This is a genomic window from Xanthobacter sp. NM-59, from assembly GCF_021401125.1.
Taxonomy (GTDB): domain Bacteria; phylum Pseudomonadota; class Alphaproteobacteria; order Rhizobiales; family Xanthobacteraceae; genus Xanthobacter.
Window position 1 is genome coordinate 931,778 of sequence record NZ_JACBFQ010000001.1, and the last position, 24,748, is coordinate 956,525.

Consider the following 24,748-nt stretch of genomic DNA (forward strand, 5'->3'; position numbering starts at 1 on the left):
TTACCTTCAGGTGGCAACAATCTCGATCTCGTCATCGGCGAACCAGCCCCGCTCAAGGAGCGCGGTGCGCGCCAAGCCGGGATCGTCGGAATAATAGACGATGGCGAGGCTCTCCTCCGCTCGGCTGCAGGTCACGTAGAAGAGACGACGAGTGCGGGCGATGCTGGTGTCGTTACCCGCTGCCTCATTTTCGAGGTCGGTCTTGGTCTTCTCTTTTGTCCCCATAAGCTTGCCGTAGCTGAACAGGAAGCCACGTGCTTCATCGTCGCTGATCACCACCATAACACGAGGGAACTCGCGCCCCTTCACACCTTGATGGGTATCAAACTGCGACACGCCACGGACATAGCGATCATATTTTTCGATCTCGGGGAAAGGTGCGTCGAGCGCCCGACGCCAAGCACCCGCCTCGGTGCTCGCATCATCTTCCGGCTCGGTCCCCGCATCTGCGAGCACCTCGGGAACAAACGGTTGCAGCACCTCGGGAATGACAAAAAGCTCTGTCGCGGCCACGTAGCGCAGTACGGCGCGTAGGGTCGGCGGGTTCTCCGCCAGCAGCAACACCTTGAGGCCATCACACGCAACCTTCGCGCGTTCAAGCTCCGCTTGCTGCTTTTCTCCAGCGTCCGTCAACCGCTGGCGATCAAGCAATGGCGAGGTCTGGCGGATCGCCGCTGCGGTCGCGAAACGGTCGCCCGCCGCCAGCGCGTTCGCCAGCGGGAGCAACTCACGGGTGAAGAAGCCCAGACCGCGGCCCGTGCCGTCGAGCAACCCCGTGCGCATCGGTTCGTAGGCGTAAAGCGACCCGAAGAAATGTTCGAACCCGAAACGGCGCGCCGACATTAGATGTTCAAGGGCGAGCATCTTCACCCCGTCGCGGTCGGGGAGCCAAGCCTCATCGCCAGTCAGCTCGGCCATTTTCGTTGCCGCGGCCGCTTCGACATCCCTCTTGTTGCCGACAGTTTCTGGCGCGAGGAACAGCCGAACGGTCCCCTCGGGAGCGTCACTGCGCGCCTGCTGCTCCTGTTTGTCATCGTCGGAGCGGATCTTGTTTATGAGCGCAATCACGCGCTTGGGGCAGCGGTGATTCATCGCCTTGCGCGGCTTTGCCCAGGTTTCGGGAATCGCCTCGGCGAGGCCGACCTTACCATCGGCGTAAATGCGCTGCATGGTGTCGCCGAATAGTCCCAAGCAGAACTGTGCTGGGAAAGCCGCCTGGACGTCGAGCAGCGCGTCCATAAGGCGTCTTGCGGTGTCCTGGCTCTCGTCGATCAAAAGGATCGGATAGCTGGCAATCAGGAGCCGGCGCAGGCCCGGCTTTGCGTTCAGAAACGCCGCGGTCATGGCAATAACCTCGGCGTGATTGAGCGAATCGCGCGTACGATTGTCTCCGGTTGGGCTGTAGATGAACCTCGCTATCGTTGGGAGGCCATCACGGCGCCGTGTCTTGCTCTCGATCGACTGCGCACGCTCAATCGCAGCTTTGCCCGACCGACCTTTCGCCTGCTTCTCCTCGAGATCGGCAATCTCGGCGAGCAGGTTTGTGTCGAGCCACTTGCGAATGTCGTCGTCATGGCCGCGTATCAGCGACCACGCGAAAGCGTGGATTGTAGAAACGTCGACCCGCGGATCGAATTCGAGCCGCTGCACGATCTCGTCGCAAGCGGCATTGGTATAGGTGATGATCGCGACCTTCTGACCGGTCAGTTTCAGTTCGCGGCCTTGGCGCTCGCACAGGTCACGTACTGCCTGGACCAGCGACCGGGTCTTGCCCGAACCGGCACCCGCGTAGAGGAAGAAGCTGCGCGGCGCGGCAAGATCCAGACAGCTGCGAATAGTCTCGTCCGCCTTCGCATCAAACAAATCGTCGGCATTCGCCCTGGTCATGCGGCCACTCCCTCTTTGGCCGGCAATATCTCGATCTGTTTCTTCTTGAGTCGCTCCTGCAGCCAGGTCAGACCTTCGTTGATATAGCGCGGCACACTCAGGGTCTCGAACATCTCGGCATCAAGTACGTCGAGAGCGAACTCTGCCTTCTTCCCGGTTTTGAGTGCCGTGAACATCGTCGCGCCAACCGTGGTCGCGCCGCCACCCGCAACGATCGCGTCGCGGAACTTGGCGACCAGCCCGGTGCCCGGAAGCGCAGCGAAGAAGGAAAGGTTCTCAAATGCGAGCGCATCCTCGAACGTATAGGGATAGGCGGTCTCACTCGTGGCGGCACCCGGAAGCGTCACGTCGACCGGCAACTGATAAGCGGCGCGCACTGCGAACAGCGGATCACCTGCGGGTTCGAGCGTTCGCTCCGCCGGCGTCGCTCCCCATAACGCGTCTACGCTGGTCCGCGCCGGCACCCATTGTCGAAGCGTTGTGTTGTTGGTGGTCTGTCCCGCACCCGGCCTGGGCGGTACCGATGTGGTCGTTCCGGACGCTTGGCTGTCGAGATCGGTGATGATCAACGTGAGCAGACCAAGATGTTCGATCAGCGGGCGAAGGCGATGGGCATGGCTGCCGCCGATCTCGAGCAGAGTGATGTAGCTCTTGCTGAGTGCCTCGAACTTGTGGCGAATAAAGTTGGGAACGATCATGCGTTCCGCCGGCCCTTCGACCAGGATGGCGGCATCCGCGAAGAACAGGTCTGCGTGTTGCGCGCGCAAGTAGCGCGTCACGAACCGGGCCGTCTCGTTGCCCGCACCGAACACCTCCGAGAGGTTGATCACCGTAGAGACTGGTATCCGCGACACCATGCCAGCGGGCAGGCGCCGAAAGTAGCGCAAACATTCGAACGAGACCTCATGCGCGACATGGCTCGAATGCGTACTGACCACAAGTTGGCTGCGTCGCAGTTTGGTGTCTTTGAGATCTGGATGGGCGCGAAGTACTTCGTAGGCCTTGTTAATGAACACCTGCTGGACCTGCGCGTGGAGATGCGCCTCGGGCTCCTCGACCAGGACGAGGTGCAGCGGCTCTATCACGGCAGCGGGATTGGTGGTCGCGGCTTTGCCCACACGCATCCACGAATCCCGGAAGCTCATCAGTCGGAAGATCATCGAGATGAGGTTCTGATAGCCGAGCCCGTTGTTGTTTTCGGGTAGGCGCAGCACCGGCACCACCGCTTCGCCCTCAGCTGGCGTCACATCGACCACAAAGGTCACCGCCGAGGAGTGGTTGAGGCCGTCGATCGCCTTGAGCCGAGTCGACACCTTCGGTTTAGGGTCGGTGACGCCGGGATAACCCATGCCCTCGACCTCGCTGAACGCCGCTTCAAAGCTCTCCGTAAGCTTTTGATCGAATGCGTCCTGCGCCGCTTCGATCGCCTGCAACGCCCCCAAATCCTTGACATCCGGTACCTTGGTCGGATCGAGGTGCTTGGAATAATAGCTGCGCAGCTGATCGGAGAGCCGACTGCCGGCCGATCCGGCCGGCGCGTCCTCGTCCTCATCGCTCGGCGCTTCCTCGCCGAACCCGCGCTGCGCTGGAATATCGTGGATGCGCACCAGCCCCTTCAGCGGTTCGCCGTCAAGGCTAAGTGAAGCGGCGGGCATCGATTGCGGACGCGCCTGGCCATTGAGCGGAGCTTGGAGCTGCGCGGGATCGAGGGTGAATGCACGGATGGTGAAGCTCTTGGCCAGCCGCCGACTCAAATAATCGACAAGGGTCGACGGCCATAGCGTGAGCTTTGGCTCCGGCCTCTCCTGACCCTCGGCAGCAATTTTCTCGGCATGCGCCTGCGTCGCGGCGGCGCGCAGTGCCTCGGCGTCTGCGACCGCAGCCAAGAAATCCTTATAGAGATCACCAAGATTGCTTGGCTCATACCGAAGTCGCACCCCGAGCAGACCGCCTTCCCAATCCAACGTCGGAATCAGGTCGCGAACGTGGTGCATCTCCCCTGGATCTACATCGAACCAGAGATCGAGCGTGGGGAGCAGCGGCAGCCACGGCTCAAGTGTGAGCTCGACTACTTCATCGGTCCGCTTCGCATCAATCCAACTCCGGCCTATCCGATCAATCGCCGGCCAGTGACATAGCGTAACGTCATGGATTTCGAACGGACAGCGTCGCGGCACGAGGAAGCGCCGCAATGCAAGCATTGCCGAGCTCTTGCCACTATTATTGGCACCGACGAACAGCGTCTGCTTCTCAGCGAGGTCGATTCGCACTGATAGCAATTTACGAAAATTCGCAATCTCAACGAATTTGATAAGCACGTTCTCCCCCCGGAGCAGACAGCTTAATTACTTCAGCCCCTCCGTTTGCACACCTCGCAATGGCGAAGGCGAAATTCACTCAAGGGCTGCTTGCAGTCTATGTTCTATGGTGGTCATTTGGAACAGGTGGCTGCTTTAGGCTCGCTTTGCTCATCGCCGCAGGTCAGCCTCGCCCCGCAAACAGGGTTGTTGAGGGTCAACCCCTTGGTCAGGCCGGATCGATTCCATCTGTTTCAGCAGAACCAGCCCCGGAAATCAGAAGCTGGCGAGGCATAGGTCGATACTGCGTTGTCTACGATCAGGGTGCCGCCTCCCTCCCCATAAACACCATCGACGGCGGCAACAGCGTCGGTGCCCGCTTCTGGCCATTCACCCAGGCATCGATCATATCGGCCCACTCCTGGAGCATATGCCGGCGCTGCGGTTCGTATTCTGCCTTGTTGTAGACACCACGTGACGAGCGCCCGTCCTCGTGGGCGAGGCATTTCTCGATCCAGTCGCTGTTGAAGCCCATCTCGTTCAGGAGCGTCGAGCCGGTCCGGCGCAAGTCATGGACCGTGAACGGCTCCAGCGGCACGCCCTCCTTCTTTGCCCGCGCCACGACGGCCGTAGTCACGCGATTGAAGGTGGCGCGCGACATGGGAGCGTCGGCGTCATAGCGGGACGGCAGCAGGAAGCGCGAATTGCCGGCGCAGGTCTTCAGGGCGATCAGAATGTCGAGCGACTGTTGCGAGAGGTAGACGTTGTGCGCCTTCGACCGCTTCATGCGCTCCTTCGGAATGGTCCAGACGGCGTTCTCGAAATCGACTTCGTCCCAGACCGCGTCCTGCAGCTCGCTCTTGCGCACCATGGTGAGCAGGATCAGGCGCAGGCCGAGGCGGATGGTCGGCAGGGTCGGCACGTGCTCGATCTGCTGCAGCATGATCTTGATCTCGGCCGGTGACAGCGCGCGGTCCTTCGGCTGGAAGGTCGCGATCGAGGCCGGCCCGACCTCGTCGGCCGGGTTCGGCACCTTCTCGCCGTGCAGGATAGCGAAGGCGAAGATCTGTTTGACGATGTCGCGGACGTGGACGGCGGTCGCCGGGGCGCCGCGCTCCTTCACCTTGGCGCAGAGCTGGCGCAGATCATCCGGCGTCACCTCGGTCAGAAGGCGGTTCTTCCAGGCGGGGAGAATGTCACGATCGAGGATGGCCTTGCGCATCGAGCGTGTGCTCTCCGCCATGCGCGCGTCCTTGATCCATAAGGCGCACACCGCACCGAAGCTGCGCTCCATCGCCTTGCGCCGCTTGTCGCGCTGCTTCTCGTGGGCCGGCGAAAGTCCCTCCGCCACCAGCTTTCGTGCGGTGATGCAGCGCTCGCGCGCTTCGGCGAGCGTGAAGCCATCGGGGCCGTAGGGGCCGATCGTCAGCGTCTCCCGGCGGCCGTTCAGACGGTAGTCGTATCGGAAGGTGATTTGGCCTGTCGTGGCGACGGAAACGTACATACCGTCACGGTCGGCCACCTTGTATGATTTATCCTTTGGTTTCAGCCTCTTGATGGCCATGTCGGTGAGCATGGGGACGGCCTCGTTGACGATCCAAAACGCCTTTTCGAGCCCCAATTTTACCGTCAAATCTGATACCGTCAATCAACGCGAATAATCGTTATAAAACAGCGTACTAACTTGGCTTTCCGTGGGCTGCTTCCGTTTTCGGCCTGACGGTAGGGCAAAAATCCGGCCGACGGCGAAAAATGCGTACCGTCGCGCACACCGTCAGAGCCCGTCGCTTCAAGGCGATAGGCTCTGATAGCGATCGATTGACTTTTTGTTTGATTTCAGCTAGTTATGATGATGTTGCGATAGTTCGCGAAACGCCGCGAACCACATCATTTCATTCCCACTCAATCGTGCCCGGCGGCTTGCTGGTGACGTCGTAGACGACGCGGTTTACGCCCTTTACCTCGTTGATGATGCGGGTGGCGACGCGGCCCAGGAAGGACATGTCGAAGGGGTAGAAATCGGCGGTCATGCCGTCGACGGAGGTCACCGCCCGCAGCGCCAGCACATGGTCGTAAGTGCGCCCGTCGCCCATCACGCCCACGGTGCGCACGGGCAGGATGACCGCGAAGGCCTGCCAGATCACGTCATAGAGGCCGGCATAGCGGATCTCTTCAAGATAGATGGCGTCGGCCTTGCGCAGAATCTCGAGCTTCTCGCGGGTGATGCCGCCCGGGCAGCGGATGGCGAGGCCGGGGCCCGGGAAGGGGTGGCGACCCACGAAGCTGTCCGGCAGGCCCAGCTCGCGGCCGAGCGCACGCACCTCATCCTTGAACAGGTCGCGCAGGGGCTCCACCAGCTTCATGTTCATGCGCGCCGGCAAGCCACCCACATTGTGGTGGCTCTTGATGGTGACCGAAGGGCCGCCGGCGAAGGACACGCTCTCGATCACGTCCGGATAAAGGGTGCCCTGGGCGAGGAAATCGGCGCCGCCCACCTTCTTGGCCTCGGCCTCGAACACATCGATGAAGAGCTTGCCGATGATCTTGCGCTTCTGCTCGGGGTCGTCGACGCCATCCAGTTCCCTCAGGAACAGGTCGGACGCATCCGCGTGCACCAGCGGAATGTTGTAGTGGCCGCGGAACAGGGACACCACCTCGTCCGCCTCGCCCTGGCGCATCAGGCCGTGGTCCACGAACACGCAGGTGAGCTGGTCGCCAATGGCCTCGTGGATCAGCACGGCCGCGACGGAGGAATCGACACCGCCGGAAAGGCCGCAGATGACGCGACCCTTGCCCACCTGCTCGCGAATGCGGGCAATGGCGCGCTCGCGGAACGCACCCATGGTCCAGGTGCCTTCGAGCTTGGCCACCTTGCGCACGAAGTTGGCGAGCAGCCGCGCGCCATCCGGCGTGTGAACCACTTCCGGATGGAACTGAACGCCGTAATAGCCACGCGCCACGTCCGCGATCGCCGCGAAGGGCGCATTCTGCGAGGTCGCGACCACCTCGAAGCCTTCCGGCAGCGCGGTCACGCGGTCGCCGTGGCTCATCCACACGGTGTGGCTCTCACCCTCGCGCCACACGCCCTCGAACAGCGGCACCACCTTTTCCACCTTGAGCTCGGCGCGGCCGAATTCGCGGTGATGTCCGGCTTCCACCGTGCCACCGAGCTGGGCGGCCATGCACTGCTCACCATAGCAGATGCCCAGGACCGGAACTCCGGCGGCAAAGGCCTCCTGAGGGGCCTTCGGGCTCTCACCCTCGATCACCGAGGCCGGACCGCCAGAGAGGATGATGGCCTTGGGCTTCAGGCGGGCGATGGCCTCGGCGCCCTTCTGAAACGGCACTACCTCCGAATAGACGCCTTCCTCGCGCACGCGGCGAGCGATGAGCTGCGTCACCTGGCTGCCGAAATCGATGATGAGGACGGTGTCTTGCGAGGGGGAGGTCATGGGGGCGTGAGCTTTCCGGCTGGGACGCCGCAAGGGCGCTTTAGCCGCATCCTTTAGCGGGAAAGTCGCGTTTGAAAAAGGCCACCACGCCGCGCGCAGCCGAAGCAGCAGCGCGCGGCGGTTATGCGTGGATGGCAATGCACCGCGGCGAGCGGGTCAAACCGCCCGTTTCAGCACGCTCACGAAGAAGCCGTCGGTGCCCGTGCGCCGGGGGGTCAGCAGCACGCCCTCGCGGCTGGCGAGGGCCGCGTCCTTCAGCGCCAGCCCGCGCGCGCCCAGGGCAAGAGTGGTCTCGGCCGGGGGAATCGCCGTGAAGTCGGGCCGCTTGGCCAGCAGGGCGCGGATCTGCGCACCGTTCTCCTCGTCCAGCAGCGAGCAGGTGACATAGGCCAGTCGCCCACCCGGCTTCACGAAGCGGGTCGCATCCTCCAAAATCCGGGCCTGCTCTGCCGTGCGCTGAGCCAGCGCGCCGGGCCGCACCCGCCATTTGGCATCGGGGTTGCGGCGCCAGGTGCCTGTCCCGGTGCAGGGGGCGTCCACCAGCACCAGATCCATGTGGCCTTCCAGATCCGCCAGCACGTCCTCGCTGCCGCGCGGCGCGCGCACCTGAACGTTGCGCACACCCGCCCGGGCGAGGCGCTCATGCATGGGCTGCAGGCGGCGGATGTCAGCGTCGTGCGCATAGATCTGGCCCTTATTGTCCATCAGGGCCGCGAATTCGAGGGTCTTGCCGCCCGCACCCGCGCACAGGTCCAGCACCTGGGTGCCAGGCAGAGGCTGGGCGAGAATGGCGGCGATCTGCGAGCCCTCGTCCTGTACCTCCACCTCGCCCTTCAGGAATGCAGGTTCGGCGGAGACCGGCGGGGCCTTGCCCTGGGCGTCCAGCACGATGCGCAGCGCCAGCGGGGAGTAGCCGCCGGAACCAGGATTGAGATGCGCAAGGGCGGTGCGGGCCTCCTCCGGCGTCGCCTTCAGGGTGTTCACGCGCAGATCGAGCGGCGCGCGGGTGGCCAGTGCCTGCCCTTCCGCGACGACATCTTCGCCGAACACGTGGCGCAGCGAGGCGTGCAGCCACTGGGGATAATCGCCACGCACGAATGGCGGGGCGCCCTCAAGGCTCGGATCCGCAAGGCGGGCCTGTTCCTCCGCGCTCAGGGCGGCGGGGGCGTAGCGCGAGCCGTCGGCGAGCTGGGTGATGGCGGCCAGATCGAGGCCCCGCATCACGTTGAGCATGCCCAGCACCAGGGCGCGCGGCTCCTCCGAGCCCATGACGGCGGCGGCCGACGCGCGGCGGCGCAGGGTGTCGTAGACAATGCCGGCAATGGCGGCACGGTCCCCAGACCCGGCGAAACGATGGGACAGGCCCCAGTCCTTCAGCGCCTCGGGCGCGGGACGGCGGCGGGTAGCGATGTCCGCGAGCACCTCGATGGCGGCGGCAATACGGGCGGCGGGCGTCATTCCTTGCGTTCCGTCACAGACTTGAGGCCGGATGCAGTTGTCTGCGATCCAAACAGGTCGAGCGCCTGGGCCAGCCGCTCGTCGATGATGTGGAGATACTCGGTCCAGTCTTCATAGCGGGAGAGCTCGCTCTTGCCGTCGCTGATGCCGCGCAGGCCCATGATGGGCAGATGGAAGCGCCGGGCCGCCCGCAGCACCGCGAAGCTCTCCATGTCCACCATGTCCTCGGCGATGGCATCGTAGGCCGGGCCGGAAATGATGGCGCCGCCGGTGGAAAGGGAAGCGGAGGGCACGCCATCGATATAATGCGGCAGCTCCACCACCGCGGGCTCGTCCAGGAAGGGGGTACGCCCCTTCTCGAAGCCGAGGGCGGAGGCGTCCATGTCCCGATAGGCGACATGGGAAACCTGGTACACCTCCGCATGGTCCAGCTTCCGCGAGCCGGCGGAGCCGAGGGAAAAGACGAGGTCCGGCAGCTGGCCACGATGGTCGAGCCGGGCAAGCGCCCGCGCCGTCTCGATCGCCGCCTCCACCGGGCCGACGCCGGTGATGAGCGGATTGATGCGGGCCTTGAGATGGGGGCCAAACTCCTCACTGGTCGCCATCACGAACAGCACGTTGAGGCCGCCGACAGAAAGGAGGTGGCGGGCGGGATCATCCATCGGGTCACCTGAAACGCAACAAAGGCAGACTCCTCCGCCGCCGCGCTCCATCTGTCAATCGTCACGCGCCGGGGGCAATGGCGCGTGCGCACGCCGCGCCATTGTATTCATTTTTCCGGCAAAGTATTCGCCGACGCTTTCCCCAAGAAAATAAAACGGAGTATCCCCACTTGTGCATTTTGGAATTGAAGTGAGCGCAGCTGGGAGGTAGTGTGCTCCGCGCATCTGGACTCAATGTTCAAGCGTCAGAATGTCGTAAAAGCGCAACATATAATTGCCACGTGACGCCATCTGAGATCCACACCAGGGCGAATGCTGCTCATCTGCTTTTGAGCCGGGGCGGTCTTTAGGGGTTTCCTATGCGGTTCAGGAATTGGCCTCTCACATGGAAGGTCACAAGCCTTCTTTTTGTTCTCGGCGCCGTGAGCCTTGGCGGGGCCTACCACGCCACGTCCAACATGATGTGGATCGACGGCGTTTATTCCCAGCTTTTGGGCCACGAGGCGCTGGCGGGCATGAACCTCGCCCATGCCGGCCGCTACATCGCGCGATATAGCGGCGCCGTGCACCAGCGGGCCGATGCCAGCGACACCCTGGCCATGATCAGCACCTCCACCCTTGTGGACGTGGCCATGGATGGCTTCAAGAGCAACATGAAGGATGCGGTGGAACTGCTGCCGGACCAGGCTGACAAGTTGAATGGGCTGGTTACCGACTTTCAGCGCGCCGTGGACGGCCCCTGCGCGGATGCCCTGCGCATTGCCGAGAGTGGCGTGGAGGGGAGGAAGGACAAGGTTTCCGAGGCTATGAAGACCGGCTGTGACCCGGCGCTGGATGCGGTCATCGACCGGCTGGCGCAGGTCAACCGCGAGCTGGGCAAGCGCATTGACGAGGAGCGCGCCGACCTTACGGCGGCGGCACGGGGCACGGCCTGGCAAACGCTGATTGCCATGTCCGGCGCGACGCTGCTCATTCTCGTTCTTGCGGTGTTTATCGTCCGCTTCGAGGTGGTGCGGCCGATTCAGAAGGCCATCGGCGTCATGGCCTCCCTCGGCCGGGGCGACCTCGATGTGGCAGTGCCCGGCACGGAGCGCAAGGAAGAGATCGGCGCCATCGCCCGGGCCCTGGAAACCCTGCGCGGGCATCTGGGCGTCGCAGAAAGCCTGCGCCAGGAGGCCGCCCAGCGCGAGCAGGAGGAGCGGGAGACTCTCGCCCGCCGCGAGCAGCTGGCCCATGATTTCGTCGGCCGCATGCAGACCCTGGCCGCCGGCTTTGTCCATTCCTCCGGGGAAGTGGCCGATGCCGCCCGCAACCTTTCGGCCACCGCTGAAGAGACATCCCGCCAGGCCCAGGCGGTCGCGGCCGCGGCCGAGCAGGCATCCGCCAACGTGCAGACGGTGGCCTCGTCCTCCGAGCAGATGGCAGCCTCGGTGCACGAAATCACCGGGCAGGTGAGCCGCTCCGCCACCGTGGCCGATGGCGCCTTCGTCGAGGCGGAGGCCTCGAACCGGCGCATCGGCGGCCTTGCGGTGGCGGCCGGCGCCATCGGCGAGGTCATCGACATCATCAAGACCATCGCGGCACAGACCAATCTCCTGGCCCTCAACGCCACCATCGAGGCCGCACGCGCCGGCGAAGCGGGCAAGGGCTTCGCCGTGGTGGCCTCTGAAGTGAAGGAGCTGGCCAGCCAGACCGCCAAGGCCACCGACGAGATTTCCACCAAGGTCGGCGAGATCCAGCAGGCCACCGACGGAACGGTCATTTCCATGGCCGAGATCGTCCGTGTCATCTCCGCCATCAAGGAGGGGGCGTCGACCATCGCCACCGCCGTGGACCAGCAGGGCATGGCAACCGCGCAGATCGCCCGCAACTGCCAGCAGGCCGCGACTGGAACCCAGCAGGTGACGCAGAACATCTCGGGCGTCAGCGAGGCCGCGGAAACGACGGGCAGCGCCGCCACCCAGCTCCTCTCCCTGTCCAGCGGCCTCTCGAGGCAGGCATCTGATCTGAGCCGGCTGGTCGAGGGCTTCGTGACCGAATTCGCCGCGGCCTGACGGCCGGGAGCGACCCGCGCGACATCGTCACCGCTAGCGCGCCTGCCATCAGGCGCGCGGCAATGCGCCGCGCAATACCACCCCACTTCGGCAGCATGCAACAAAACAAACATGCAATCAGTGGTAGAATACAGCCGTATTCGAGCTCGGAAGAAGGATGCGGTTTATGGCAACGCTCAATGGAACCAGCGGCAACGATACGCTCGTCGCCTCGACGTGGGCCGCAAGCTACACGATCAATGGCTATGGCGGCGACGATACGATTACCGTTTCTATCTCAACCATCTCAAGCATCGTGATCAATGCCGGGATCGGGAACGACACGATCTTCGTGCAGCAGGCCAAGAATGCGACCATCCATGGGGATGACGGCAACGACGTGATCACCGTCGTCGGCGGTCTTTCGGGCGGCTCCCGCGTCATCTATGGCGATGGCGGTGACGACACGATCACCGGCAGCAATGGCGTGGATTACATCTATGGCGGAACCGGAAACGACACGATATCCGGATTCCAGGGGGAGGACTATCTCTATGGTGACGCCGGCAACGACACCTTTTACGCGACGCTGAGCTATCACGCGGTCTCCTATGACGGAGGAACCGGCACAGATACAATCCTCATTCTCGCGGATTCCGGCTACACCAGCTACAATATAAATATTGCCTATCTGTCTGGCATCGAAAAAATACAGAATATGGATACGAGTAAGGCCGCGTACATCAGCGGCAACGGCCTGAACCTGGATGGCATTGAGCTGGTCGATATTGCCGGCATCAAAGGCAGCAGCGGCAATGATCTTTTGATGGCTGGCGAATCGCGCAAAGCCTCTGACAATTCCACGATCGAAATGACGGTGGAGGGTCTCGGCGGAGATGACGCGCTCCGCGGCGGCGCCAATGTGGATTGGCTTTATGGTGGGAATGGAAACGACCGCCTGGACGGTTTTGAGGGAAATGACCATCTCTTCGGCGGTGCGGGAAGTGATGAATTTCATTTCTACCAGGGATGGGATGTGGACACCGTCGAAGACTTCACCCAGGGTGAGGACTTTCTCTATATCCACGCGAGCGGCCTCTACGATATTTCGACCATGACGACCAGCATTGACCCTACGTCTCCCTCAACGCTGATCGTCAATATCGGCTCCATAGAGTTCCACATCGCCAATGGAGCTTCGCTCAACCTCACAAATTCAGACTTTGTCTTTACAGACAGCATTCCCTATTCGTGAATGCGCAGATGCGCGCCCGGCATCCACGGGCGCGCATATCGCCAGATGCTGAAGACTGAAAGCCCACCGCCACAATCGGCCCGATGAGTGACACGGGGACAGGACAGTCAAAACCTCACGTGGACCGACACTCCCCTGCCCTCCGCGAGCGAGACGGTGCAGGACAGTTTCGCGGGGCGCCACGCCAGAGCGGCGCCCCGCTCGAGAGCGCGTCCCCCTCGCCCGACAGCCCCTCGACTGCGTCCGGCGTGGCTCGTCCGTCCCCCCAACTCCGCGTCCTGACGGCACTATAGGCGGGCTTGCTCGCACGCGGATCTGCAACTAGTGATGCCTGTAACCGGAAATTCCCTGTGCGGAAGTCGCGCGCTCGACAGGGTTAGTGTCGTGACCGCCGGCGCCTAATGACGCGTGGTGGCGTCTCTGCCTGGGCAGGGCGAGAACATGAACAGGGCTGGTGATGCGCGTAGCCGGGAACATCGGGGGCGGTGCCGACGTGGAACCTAAGGGCGGATGAACACTCAGACTTCCCCAGCGTCAAACTCTGCCGCGGAGCCTGCGGACGGTGGACTGATCGCGCTATGCGGGATCGCGGCCTTCTTCCGCATTCCGGCCGAGGCGCCGGGGTTGCGGCGGGACCTGGCGCTGGGAACCGGCCAGGTCGCGAATGCCGAGGACGTGGTGCGGGCGGCGCGCCTCCTGGGCCTGAAGGCAGCCATCGGGACATTAAGATTGCCGGAGGGGCTCGACGGGCTGCCGGCGCCGGCCATCCTGCGGACGCGGGATGGAGCATTCCGGGTGTTCGGTGGGCGCCTGGCCGACGGGCGCTATCGGATCATCGATCCCGTGAGCCGGGTCGAGGCCCCGATGGCCGGTGCCGATCTCGCCCAGACGCTGGAGCCCATGGCGCTGCGCATCACCCGGCGCTTTCGCGGGGCCGGGACGAACCCCGAGAATTTCGGCTTTTCCTGGTTTCTGCCCTCCATCTGGCGTTACCGCACGGCGCTGGGCCATGTTTTGCTAGCCTCGCTGTTCATCCAGTTGTTTGCCCTGGTCACGCCACTCTTCTTCCAGGTGGTGGTGGACAAGGTGCTGGCACACCAGAGCCTGTCCACCCTCACGGTGCTGGTGGCGGGGCTCGTCATCATCGGCGCGTTTGATGTGGTGCTGCAATATCTGCGTACCTATGCGCTTTCCCACACCACCAACCGCATTGACGTGGAGCTGGGCCAGCGCCTGTTCCAGCACCTGCTCAGGCTCCCCATCGGCTATTTCGAGACCCGCTCGGCCGGACAGACGGTCGCCCGGGTGCGGGAGCTGGAGACCATCCGCTCCTTCCTCACGGGGCAGGGCCTGTTCGCGGTGCTGGACTGCCTGTTTGCCCTGGTCTTCATCGCGGTGCTGTTCTTCTACAGCACGTTCCTGACGGTGATCGTGCTCGCGACCATTCCGCTCTATCTCCTCATCAGCTTCGCGGTTCGCCCGCTGCTGCTGACGAAGATCAAGGAGAAGTTCGATCGCGGCGCGCTGTCCCAGCAGTTCCTGGTGGAAACCGTGGTGGGCATGCAGACGGTGAAGGCCGCCGCGGTTGAGCCCATCGTGCAGAAGGAGTGGGAAGAGCGCCTCGCGGCCTATGTGACCACCTCGTTCAGCGCCACCCAGCTCGGTTCCCTGGGGCAGAACGCCATCCAATACGTGTCGAAGCTGTCCACGGCCTTCATCCTGTTTTTCGGGGCGAAGGCGGTGATCGAGGGTGACCTCACCATCGGCCAGCTCATCGCCTTCAACATGATTGCCTCGCAGGTGGCCCAGCCGGTCCTGCGGCTGTCGCAGATTTTTCAGGATTTCCAACAGGTTCAGGTCTCCGTGGAGCGGCTGGGCGACATCCTGAATGCGCCGACGGAACGCCTGCCGGCGGCCCGTGCCGCGCTGCCGCCGCCGCGCGGCGCCATCGAGATGCGCAACGTGACCTTCCGCTACAGGCCCGGCCTGCCGGAAGTGCTCAAGCACGTCTCGCTCGCCATCCGGCCGGGGGAAGTGATCGGCATCGTGGGGCCGTCGGGCTCCGGCAAGTCCACCCTGACCAAGCTGGTGCAGCGCTTCTATCTGCCGAGCGAAGGGCAGGTTCTGCTCGATGGGGCCGACCTCTCCCAGGTCGACCCCACCTGGCTCCGTCGCCACATCGGCGTGGTGCTGCAGGAGAACCTCCTGTTCAACCGCACCATCCATGAAAACATCGCGCTGGCGGACCCCGCCATGCCGCGGGCCCGCGTGATGGCCGTGGCACGCCTTGCGGGGGTGGACGAGTTTGTCGCCCGCATGCCGGAGGGCTACGACACCCAGATTGAGGAGCGCGGGGCCAATCTTTCGGGCGGGCAACGCCAGCGCATCGCTATCGCCCGCGCGCTGGTCACCAATCCGCCCATCCTCATCCTGGACGAGGCGACGAGCGCCCTCGACTATGAGAGCGAGCGGATCATCCAGGCCAACATGCGCCACATCGCGCACGGCCGCACGGTCATCATCATCGCCCATCGCCTCGCGGCGGTACGAGACTGCTCTCGCATCGTGGGCATGGTCGATGGACGCATCGTGGAGGTGGGCAGCCACGACGAACTGCTGGCGCGGCCAGAGGGACTTTATGCGCGGCTATGGGCCATGCAGACGGCGCGGAGCGCGTCATGACGGATTCCCCCGCAGCGGCCGCCGGCCGCACCGGCGCAGGATCGGCGACGGACGCCGCCCCCCGGACCACAGCCGCCCAGGCCCCGCCTTCTGCAGAATCCACCAGCGCCGCCGCCGGCGCACCCCCGCAGCAGCGGCCCGTGGAGCCGAAAAAGGCCGCGGCTGAAAAGCCGCGAGATGCTGACGCGGGCCGTCGCCCGGTGGACCGCGAGTTTCTTCCCGCGGCGTTGGAGATCCTGGACACGCCCCCCTCACCCGTGGGCCTGGGCCTGCTGGTCGCCATCTGTGCGCTCGCAGTCATTGCCCTGGGCTGGAGCTGGATCGGCACCGTGGACGTGGTGGCGGTGGCCAGTGGCAAGATCCAGCCGACCGGACGGGTGAAGGTGGTGCAGCCGCTGGAAGGCGGCCGCGTAGAGACGATTGCCGTGCGGGATGGCCAGGAGGTTGCGGCCGGGGCCCTGCTGATGCGGCTCGACCCGCGTGAGGCGGATGCCGACGTTGCAGGCCTTTCGGCCGCGCTTGAATCCGCGAAGGCGGAGGCGCTGCGGCGTCGGGCGGCGCTTGCGGCGGTAGAGCGCGGTGCTCCCGCCGAGGTCACGGCGTGGGGGGCGGACATTCCGCAGGACGTGCGCGAGCGCGAGGCCCGCGTGCTGAAGGGAGACGTGGACCGGCTTGCCGCCCAGCTGGCGACGCTCGACGCCCAGCGGGTGCAAAAATTGGCTGAGGAAGCGCGCCTCAAGGCGACCATCAGCGCCCAGCGCGAGCTATTGGCCACCCAGGACACGCGCATCGGCATGCGTGCCGAGCTGCTGGAACGCGAGGTGGGCTCCAAGGCCCAGCTTCTGGACGCCCAGGAAATGCGCCAGACCCAGGGCGTCAACCTGCGTGTGCAGGAGGGCCAGCTTGCGGAGGTCACTGCCGCCCTCGACGTGATCGAGCGCAACCGCGAGAACACAAAAAGCGCCTTCATCGCCGACAACGCCCAGCGTCTCGCCGACGTGGAGCGGCAGATCGAGGACACCCGCCAGCGCCTCGTCAAGGCGCGTGCGCGGCTGGACCAGATGACCATCACCGCCCCCATCGCCGGCACGGTCACCGCCCTTGCGGTCATCGGACCGGGCCAGGTCGTGACCACCGGCGAGGAGGTGATGCGCATTGTGCCTGAGGGCTCGAAGCTGGAGCTTGAGGTCTATATGCCCAACCGCGACATCGGGTTCGTGCATGTCGGCGCGCGGGTGGTGGTGAAGATCGATTCCTTTCCCTTCACCCGGTTCGGGACAATCGACGGGCATGTGCTGCGGATCGCCCATGATGCGGTGTCCGCCCCCGACGTGGAGCAGAGCCTCGCCTCGCCTGCCGCCACACCACGCACCAAGGGCGCCGCGGGCACCCAGCCCATGCAAAACCTGATGTTCCCTGTCACCATCGCCCTCGACGCCCAGTCCATGACCGTCGATGGCTCCACCGTCCCGCTCTCCCCCGGCATGACCGCCCAGGCCGAGGTCAAGACGGGACAGCGCCGCATCCTGGAATACCTCTTCTCACCCCTCATCGAGGTCGGAACCAGGGCTTTGCGCGAAAGGTGATCCGCAGGGAGCGCTCCCCTGCCCTCCGGCGCCCAGTGCAAAGCCGGCGGACGGCCTCGAATATTCGCGCGCTTCAACCCGCGCTGGGCAGCGGCGAGCTGTTCTCCGCCCTGAGCCCGCCGGGGGTGATGCAAGCAGTGTGGCCGACGGACGCCGGGGGCGCGAGCGCGCGCCGCTCGTCACAATCGGCCGATGTGAGGCGGCGTCTGGAGCGAGCTGAATGGTGACCGCCACCGAGAGCCAGCGATGCCGCACGGCAATCCAGACGCCGTGTCATGCCGCTTTGCGCCGCGCCTGACCGCCAGCCAAGCCCGTTGACCGCAAAATCCGCCCAGTGAGCCGCATTCGCGCATCAACTGCCCGGCGGCGCCCCGGCAGCGGCCGGGAAACCACCTCGCGTTTCGCCGATCGCCCCCGCCTTTTCAGCACCTGGAGCATTCGGAAAAACCGAGGGTGGATCGGTGGTCCGCGTGCCGGCGCCCACCCTCAGGCAAGAGCGTCATCCACAGGTGTCTGCGATTGAGGCATTATTTCTCGTCGAGGCCATTGCATTCGCCGCCGCCTCCTGGCATACGAACGCACCTGCCGCGACGCACTGAGGCGCGGCGAGATGGATGCGGGTGTAGCTCAGGGGTAGAGCACAACCTTGCCAAGGTTGGGGTCGAGGGTTCGAATCCCTTCGCCCGCTCCAGTTTCTTCAAGACATCAGGCACTGATGCAGGGTAGCCAAGCGCGCTTGCGCTTGCCGGCCGCGCATTCCGACATCGGGCACCGCTCAAAGAGCTCCTATGTTCAAAGAGCCCCTGTGTCGCTCTCAGATTTGCGACATGCCCTCGCGATCAAGCGCTTTTCGGCCCCGCAAAGGCCACGAGAGTCGCCGTCTTCAACGGATCTGAGCGCCCCAGGTCGCTCGCTCGGGGGGCACCCGAGAGCAGGATCCGCGTCCGCGCGAGACGCAAGGGATCCACCGCGCCGCGGCGCCTTGAAGAGCCGCATATCTGCGCACGGCTCACGAAGGCGCAGCAGAAGGGCACCCCTCGTCGCTAGGCACGATGCGCGCGACGCCGAGATCGTCACCTCCCCACATCCACGCCGCCCCTGCCCCTGCCCGCGAAGCCGGGCGGACAAATGGGATCATAAGATCGAGGGCTTTTTCCGCCTGCTCAGTGAGTTGAAGTGGCGCGGGCACGCGATGCCCCCGCGTCCGCGCATAACAAGTCCCGGGGTGTTTTCGCGGACGAGGGCACCGGTTCGCATGACAGAAACGCCAGCCCGATACACTAGGGGGCCACGACCTTCTGATAGGTATTCTTCAGGTTATCCTGAATAACGGTTGCCTTTCCCTTGGCGCCGAGCAGCAAGTCCTCCGTCGGCACGCGGGAGGCATAGCTCCAGCCTTCCGGTAGCTTAAGGCGTGTGGCGAGGCCGGGAAGCGCTTCATAGCTGAGCGTCGGGTCCACGATCTGCGCGTAGGATTGCATCACATACACCGCGCCATCCGGCCCCTTCAGCTCGAACACCGGCAAGCCGGCCTTGAAGCGATAGGTGGTTTCGCGGTCGATGGTCTGCTCGGTGAAAGGCGGCTGCATGGCCTGGCGCAGGCTGGGGCGCACCTCCGCGCGCTTCTGAAGCACGATCCCGCCCAGCGTAATCACTTCCCCGGACGCGGTGGCTCCCCCAGCAAGGATCTGATCCATAAGGAAATAGCGTGGCCCGTTCTTGATGACATCAAGAACATCAAAGTGCCTGCGCAGCTCAGATTCCGTCAGGGCGCGCCATTTTTCTTCCGGACAGGTGTCGTGCCCCAGCGTGTTGTAGACGCTTGCCTTCAGCCCCTCCAGGGTGACCTTCAACGGGATGATCTCGCAGTAACGCGCATTGCGAATTTCCGGCGGGACCTTGGCGGGAGGCGGCTCCTGCTGCGCGAATGCGGCAGAGCCGGCGGCAAGGGCCACGCCACCCGAAAACGCGAGGATCAACACCGACCGGAGCATGCGCACGGCTGAAATCCCTCCTTGAAATGACAGGAGAAATTGTTATCCGCCGCGCCCATCCCCCGGAAGGGCAAAACCATACCGGGCCAAAAAGAGGCAGCTCCGGCACCGCAAGACGGGTCGCGAGACAGATGCCGCGAGACATCGGCTCAGCGCGCGGCCCAGGCCAGCAGTTCGGCGGTGTCGGGCTCGTCCTCCACCAGCTCGGCCGGCCAGGCGCCGTCGCGCACCAGCTTCACCAGGGTCGCGTGGGCCAGCTCCTCGATGGCCTTGACTGCGTTGGACAAAGGCCGGTCCGAAGGGCGCACGAGATAGAGATTGCGTGACAGGACCGGCGTGCCCATGGGCCAGGTGCGCAGCACGCCATTGGCCACCTCCGCCCGCAGCGCCGTGCGCGGCAGGATGGAATAGCCGAGCCCGCCCGCCACCAGCAGCTTGATCTGGCCGTAGGTGTCGATGTCGATCACGGTGCTCAGATGCACCTTTTCCGCCAGCGCGCGTTCCTCCACCAGCTCCCGCAGGCCATGGCCGGGGCTGGGAAGGATCAGTGGAAAATCGCCGATCGCGGAAAAGGAAACCGGTCCCTCCGGCGGATGGGGCAGCTCGGAGGATTGCGCCGGCCCCAGCAGGCTCAGCTCCTCTGAGAGCACGCGGCGAGCCTGAAGCGTGCGCTCCGACACCGAGCGGTAGAGCACGCCCAGGTCGATCTTGCCCTCGCGCAGCCAGTCGAGCACGAAGCCACTCATGGCCTCGGCCACCCGCAGCTTGATCTTGGGATAGCGCCGCCGTGCTTCGCTGAGCAGCGGCACGCACAGCATCTCGCTCACCGTTCCCGGCAGGCCGAAGCGCACCTCGCCTTCCGGCTCACTCTGGCCGCGGCGCACCGCCTCCTGCGCCACCTCCACCTGATTGAGAATGATCCGTGCATGGCGCACCAGGGTCTCGCCCGCTTCCGTGGGGCGCACGCCCTGCGGGCTGCGGAACAGAAGCTCCACGCCCAGCTCCAGCTCCATGTTGCGCACGTGCTGGCTCAATGCCGGCTGCGCGACGCACAGGCGGTGGGCCGCCTTGGAGAAGGAACCCACCTCCGCGATGGTCACGAAATAGCGCAGCTGGCGCAGATCCATGGCGTCTCCCCGTCCTTGTTAGACGTAGAGCTTATAGGACCTGATTGCCACGACGGCAAAAATTATAGGTGGTCGGCTTTTTGCAGGAGCAGCGCGCGATGCGGCTGATCGAGCCGCAGACCCTCGCCCTCGGGCGTGCCCCATTGGCGCATCAGCGCTTCCACCTCGCCACGCAGGCGCGCCGCCGTCTCCGCCCGCGCGGGGTCCGCCGCGATCACCTTGGCGAGGAACGCGTCCACATCGGCGAAGCTGCGAACATCGTCGAAGTCGTGCGCGCGCAGCAGCCTTGCCGCCCCCACCTCAACCGTGCGGGTGATGACCGCCTGCGCCGCAAGGCGCTGCTCCGTCTCATCCTCCACCGGCCGCATCACCTCGAAGAAGGGCCCCTCCGCCAGGGGCTCGATGACCAGTACCGGACCGGCGCACACCCGCAGCACCTCTCCAAGGGCGGCATCCATCAAGGACAGGGGGACGTGGTGGAAGCTGTTGAGCAGCACGGCGGCGTCGAACGCGGAATCGGCGAACGGCAGCGCCTGCGCCCCCGTCTCCCGGAACTCGGCCTCCGGCACCAGCTCGCGCGCCGCGGCGATGGTCTGCGGCTGCGGATCCACCCCCACAACCTGAGCATCGCGGGCCACCAGGCGCCGCGCCAGGGCCCCGCGCCCGCAGCCCACATCCAAAAGGCGGCGGCCGCCCAGCGGCGCCAGCCACTCCTCGATCACCGCCAGCGGAGCCCCCTGGGGCCGCGCCTGCTTGGATCCGGCTGCGTTCCGCTCAGCCTGCGTCATGGGCTTCCTCCCTTTTTTGTTTTACTCGGCGGGGCCGAACTCGCGGCGCAGCGTGGCGCTGTGCTCGCCCAGGCCGGGCACCGGACCGAAATGCGGCACCGTGCGGTCGAACAAAGCGCCGGGCGCCAGATAGCGGACCGGACCCGTCGGCGTTTCCACCTCAACATAACGGTTCTGCGGGTGCACGGTGAGGTCTTCCATGGTGCTCACGCGGCCATAGGCGATTCGCGCCCGCTCCAGCCGCTCCACCATTTCGTCGCGCGAATGGGCGGCGAACACGGCGCACACCAGCTCCTCGAGCGCGGGACGGTTCGCAACCCGCAGACTGTTGCTGGTGAAGCGCGGATCGGTGGCGAGATCGGGCTGCTCCAGCACGCCGGCGCAGAAATTCACCCACTCGCGCTCGTTCTGGATCGAGAACAGCACCGACTTGCCATCCTGGCAGCCATAGGCGCCGTAAGGCGCGATGGTGGGATGGCTGAGCCCCGCGCGCTCCGGCACCTTGCCGCCATAGGCGAACTGCAGGAACGGCACGTTCATCCAATCCGCCAGCGCATGGTAGAGCGACACGGAAATGTGCCGCCCCACCCCCGTGCGCTCCCGACCAATGAGCGCCTGGAGCACCGCCTGAAAAGCGGTCATACCGGCGGCGATGTCGCACACCGAGACGCCCACCCGTGAGAGCCCGGCGGCATTGCCGGTGATGGACGAAAGGCCGCTTTCCGCCTGCACCAGCAGGTCATAGGCCTTCAGGTCCCGATAGGGGCCGTCCTCGCCATAGCCGGAAATGGAACAGGTGATGAGGCGCGGATTCTTCTCGCGCAGCGCATCGGGGGCGAAGCCCAGGCGATCGATAACGCCGGGCGCGAGGTTCTGAATGAACACATCGGCCTTGTCGAGCATGCCGGCGAGCACCTGAGCGTCGGCGGGCGACTTCAGATCGAGGCAGATGGATTCCTTGCCCCGGTTGAGCCAGACGAAATAGGCGCTCTCGCCATGGACGAGCGCATCATAATTGCGGGCGAAGTCGCCTTCCGGCCGCTCCACCTTGATGACGCGCGCGCCCGCATCGGCCAGACGGCCGGAGACATAGGGCGCCGCCACGGCCTGCTCGACCGAGACGACAAGTATTCCTTCGAGGTCACGAGGCATCGAAACACCGGCGGGCTGCATTCTGAGGAAGTGAGGGCCATTTCGCGCGCGCCGGCCGCCGGCGGGCGGGATGGCCCCAGCTGAGTGCACGGTTGCCGTCTCTGGCAGAAAAAGCAAATATAACTGAAGCCTAGGCGGCATAGCACAATGTTATGCCCCACTCTCTCACCGCCGGGGCAGCTATAGGCTGTGCATCTAAAGGCCAGCGCAAATCCATATTTCGTTGTTGGCACCGTTTGCGGCAAGTCTTGCGCCGCTTTCCACGCGAGCCGCCCCGTTCTGCGCGCCGGCGGCCGCCATTCTTCGCTTCACCGGAGGGAGCCTCATCATGACCCCCGCCCCGCGCCCTTCCGCACTGCGAAACGGACGGCTTGTCGCGCTGTTCGTACCCGCCACGCGCCCCGAGCGCTTCGCGAAAGCGGCCGCCGCCGGCGCCGACGCCATCATCATCGACCTTGAGGATGCGGTGGCCCATGCGGACAAGGCTACGGCCCGCGCCGCCGTCGCCTCTGCCCTGCCCGCGACGGGGCCGGTGTTGCTGCGCATCAACGGCGCCGCAACGTCCTGGCATGAGGATGACCTCGACCTTGCCCGCTCCCTTCCCCTCGCCGGCGTGGTCCTGGCCAAGGCGGAAAGCGCCGCCGAGGTGGCCCGGGTGGCCGGGCGGCTGGGGTCCATGCCGGTGGTGCCGCTGATCGAAAGCGCGCTGGGGCTCGCCCAGGCCCGCGCCATCGCCTGCGTGCCGCAGGTGGCGCGGCTGGCCTTCGGCTCCATCGATTTCGCGGCCGACCTCGGCTGCGCCCACACTCGGAACGCCCTGTTGGCGGCGCGTTCCGAGCTCGTGCTGGCCTCCCGTCTCGCCGGGCTCGACGGTCCGGTGGACGGGGTCACCACCGCCCTTTCGGACGGTGCCCTTGCCACCGACGATGCCGCTTATGCGGCGGAAATCGGGTTCGCCGGCAAGCTGCTGATCCACCCCAGCCAGATTGCCCCGGTCATGGCGGGCTTCGCCCCCTCGGCTGAGGAGATCGCCTGGGCCCGGCGCATCGTGGCGGCGCTGGCGGAAGGCGGTGCAGTCGTCACCGTTGACGGCGCCATGGTGGATGCGCCGGTGCGGCTGCGGGCGGAACGCATCCTCTCCCGGGCCTGAGCGCAAACGCGCTCGCCCCAAGCAGAACGAAACCCAGGGACGCTCAAGGACCCAACCCCATGAAGACCATCGGCAGCGACCAGTTCGAGGACATCCGCGACGCGGTGCGCGCCCTGTGCGCGGACTTTCCAGCCGAGTACCACCGCAAGGTGGACGAGGCGCGCGCCTATCCCGAAGAATTCGTGGATGCCCTGACCAAGGCCGGCTGGATGGCGGCGCTCATTCCGGAAGCCTATGGCGGCTCGGGCCTCGGCCTTACGGAAGCGTCCGTCATCATGGAGGAAATCAACCGCGCGGGCGGCAATTCGGGCGCCTGCCACGGGCAGATGTACAACATGAACACGCTGGTGCGGCATGGCTCGGAGGAGCAGCGCCGTAAGTACCTGCCGCGCATCGCGAGCGGTGAGCTGCGGCTGCAGTCCATGGGCGTGACCGAGCCCACCACCGGCACCGACACCACCAAGATCAAGACCACCGCGGTGAAGCAGGGCGACCGCTATGTCATCAACGGCCAGAAGGTCTGGATCTCGCGGGTTCAGCATTCCGACCTCATGATCCTGCTGGCGCGCACCACGCCGCTCGACCAGGTGAAGAAGAAGTCCGAGGGCCTGTCCATCTTCATCGTGGACATCAAGGAAGCCATGAAGAGCGGGATGACGGTTCGCCCCATCCTCAACATGGTGAACCACGAGACCAACGAGCTGTTCTTCGACAATCTGGAGATCCCGGCGGAGAACCTGATCGGCGAAGAGGGCCAGGGCTTCAAGTACATCCTCACCGGCCTCAATGCGGAACGCACGCTGATCGCGGCGGAGTGCATCGGCGACGGCTACTGGTTCATCGACAAGGTCACCGCCTATGCCGGCGAGCGCACGGTGTTCGGCCGTCCCATCGGCCAGAACCAGGGCGTGCAATTCCCCATCGCGGAAGCTTTCATCGAGGTCGAGGCCGCCAACCTCATGCGGTTCGAGGCCTGCCGGCTCTATGATGCCCACGAGGCGTGCGGCACCCAGGCCAACATGGCCAAGTACCTGGCGGCGAAGGCCTCCTGGGAAGCGGCCAATGCCTGCCTCCAGTTCCACGGCGGCTTCGGCTTCGCCTGCGAATATGACGTGGAGCGCAAGTTCCGCGAAACCCGCCTCTACCAGGTGGCCCCCATTTCCACCAATCTCATCCTGAGCTTCGTGGCGGAGCATGTGCTCGGCCTGCCGCGCTCGTTCTGAGG

16 protein-coding genes and 1 tRNA gene are annotated in these 24,748 nt (G+C 64.9%); 7 read left to right on the top strand and 10 right to left on the bottom strand.

All coding sequences use genetic code 11. From position 1 onward, the window contains the following. Nucleotides 1-6 precede the first annotated feature (6 nt). The 6 genes from L0966_RS04430 to L0966_RS04455 all read right to left on the bottom strand — a co-directional run bounded on the left by L0966_RS04430 (nucleotide 7) and on the right by L0966_RS04455 (nucleotide 9,756). The gene (locus L0966_RS04430) at nucleotides 7-1,887 is read right to left on the bottom strand and encodes a UvrD-helicase domain-containing protein (protein WP_073625767.1); all 1,881 of its coding nucleotides are present in this window, start codon (nucleotides 1,885-1,887) and stop codon (nucleotides 7-9) included. Then, entirely contained in the window at nucleotides 1,884-4,205 is a 2,322-nt protein-coding gene (locus L0966_RS04435) for an AAA family ATPase (RefSeq protein WP_234050610.1), read from the bottom strand. Before L0966_RS04435 ends, L0966_RS04430 begins: the two co-directional genes overlap by 4 nt. Before the next feature lie 298 nt (nucleotides 4,206-4,503). Beyond that, nucleotides 4,504-5,760 (bottom strand): tyrosine-type recombinase/integrase, encoded by a 1,257-nt coding sequence (locus L0966_RS04440; protein ID WP_234050611.1) that lies wholly within the window; start codon nucleotides 5,758-5,760, stop codon nucleotides 4,504-4,506. Nucleotides 5,761-6,076: 316 nt separating this feature from the next. Further along, nucleotides 6,077-7,636 (bottom strand): glutamine-hydrolyzing GMP synthase, encoded by a 1,560-nt coding sequence (gene guaA, locus L0966_RS04445; protein WP_234050612.1) that lies wholly within the window; start codon nucleotides 7,634-7,636, stop codon nucleotides 6,077-6,079. Between the two features lie 156 nt (nucleotides 7,637-7,792). Beyond that, nucleotides 7,793-9,094 (bottom strand): RsmB/NOP family class I SAM-dependent RNA methyltransferase, encoded by a 1,302-nt coding sequence (locus L0966_RS04450; RefSeq protein WP_234050613.1) that lies wholly within the window; start codon nucleotides 9,092-9,094, stop codon nucleotides 7,793-7,795. Further along, nucleotides 9,091-9,756: a 5'-methylthioadenosine/S-adenosylhomocysteine nucleosidase gene (locus L0966_RS04455; protein WP_234050614.1), complete on the bottom strand. Its 666-nt coding sequence runs from the start codon at nucleotides 9,754-9,756 to the stop codon at nucleotides 9,091-9,093. The genes L0966_RS04450 and L0966_RS04455 overlap by 4 nt, the downstream gene beginning before the upstream one ends. Nucleotides 9,757-10,178: 422 nt before the next feature. Here L0966_RS04455 and L0966_RS04460 point away from each other — a divergent pair, with 422 nt between their 5' ends. The 5 genes from L0966_RS04460 (at nucleotide 10,179) to L0966_RS04480 (ending at nucleotide 18,003) form a co-directional block, all read left to right on the top strand. Then, entirely contained in the window at nucleotides 10,179-11,810 is a 1,632-nt protein-coding gene (locus L0966_RS04460) for a HAMP domain-containing methyl-accepting chemotaxis protein (protein ID WP_234050615.1), read from the top strand. A 166-nt stretch (nucleotides 11,811-11,976) separates the two neighbouring features. Then, the gene (locus L0966_RS04465) at nucleotides 11,977-13,044 is read left to right on the top strand and encodes a calcium-binding protein (protein WP_234050616.1); all 1,068 of its coding nucleotides are present in this window, start codon (nucleotides 11,977-11,979) and stop codon (nucleotides 13,042-13,044) included. A gap of 510 nt (nucleotides 13,045-13,554) precedes the next feature. Then, nucleotides 13,555-15,726 carry a type I secretion system permease/ATPase gene (locus tag L0966_RS04470; RefSeq protein WP_234050617.1) on the top strand — a complete coding sequence of 724 codons (2,172 nt, stop codon included), beginning with the start codon at nucleotides 13,555-13,557 and terminating at the stop codon, nucleotides 15,724-15,726. Then, on the top strand, nucleotides 15,723-17,312 hold the full coding sequence (locus L0966_RS04475) for an HlyD family type I secretion periplasmic adaptor subunit (RefSeq protein WP_234050618.1): 1,590 nt from the start codon (nucleotides 15,723-15,725) through the stop codon (nucleotides 17,310-17,312). Before L0966_RS04470 ends, L0966_RS04475 begins: the two co-directional genes overlap by 4 nt. A 616-nt stretch (nucleotides 17,313-17,928) precedes the next feature. Continuing rightward, nucleotides 17,929-18,003 (top strand) — tRNA-Gly (locus tag L0966_RS04480). A gap of 589 nt (nucleotides 18,004-18,592) precedes the next feature. Here the strand turns inward: L0966_RS04480 and L0966_RS04485 are convergent. The 4 genes from L0966_RS04485 to L0966_RS04500 form a co-directional block, all read right to left on the bottom strand. Further along, a complete protein-coding gene (locus L0966_RS04485; RefSeq protein ID WP_234050832.1) occupies nucleotides 18,593-19,306 on the bottom strand; it encodes a hypothetical protein in 714 nt (237 codons plus the stop codon). 149 nt (nucleotides 19,307-19,455) lie between these two features. Then, nucleotides 19,456-20,433 carry a LysR family transcriptional regulator gene (locus tag L0966_RS04490; protein WP_234050619.1) on the bottom strand — a complete coding sequence of 326 codons (978 nt, stop codon included), beginning with the start codon at nucleotides 20,431-20,433 and terminating at the stop codon, nucleotides 19,456-19,458. A gap of 62 nt (nucleotides 20,434-20,495) precedes the next feature. Then, entirely contained in the window at nucleotides 20,496-21,221 is a 726-nt protein-coding gene (locus L0966_RS04495; protein ID WP_234050620.1) for a class I SAM-dependent methyltransferase, read from the bottom strand. Between the two features lie 21 nt (nucleotides 21,222-21,242). Beyond that, nucleotides 21,243-22,373 carry a CaiB/BaiF CoA-transferase family protein gene (locus L0966_RS04500; RefSeq protein ID WP_234050621.1) on the bottom strand — a complete coding sequence of 377 codons (1,131 nt, stop codon included), beginning with the start codon at nucleotides 22,371-22,373 and terminating at the stop codon, nucleotides 21,243-21,245. Nucleotides 22,374-22,701: 328 nt separating this feature from the next. Between L0966_RS04500 and L0966_RS04505 the strand changes: the two genes are divergently transcribed. Both L0966_RS04505 and L0966_RS04510 read left to right on the top strand, forming a co-directional pair. After that, complete coding sequence (locus L0966_RS04505) at nucleotides 22,702-23,523, top strand: CoA ester lyase (RefSeq protein WP_234050622.1); 822 nt, start codon at nucleotides 22,702-22,704, stop codon at nucleotides 23,521-23,523. 59 nt (nucleotides 23,524-23,582) lie between these two features. Continuing rightward, nucleotides 23,583-24,746, top strand: a complete 1,164-nt coding sequence (locus L0966_RS04510) for an acyl-CoA dehydrogenase family protein (protein WP_234050623.1) — start codon at nucleotides 23,583-23,585, stop codon at nucleotides 24,744-24,746. The last annotated feature ends 2 nt before the right edge of the window (nucleotides 24,747-24,748 follow it).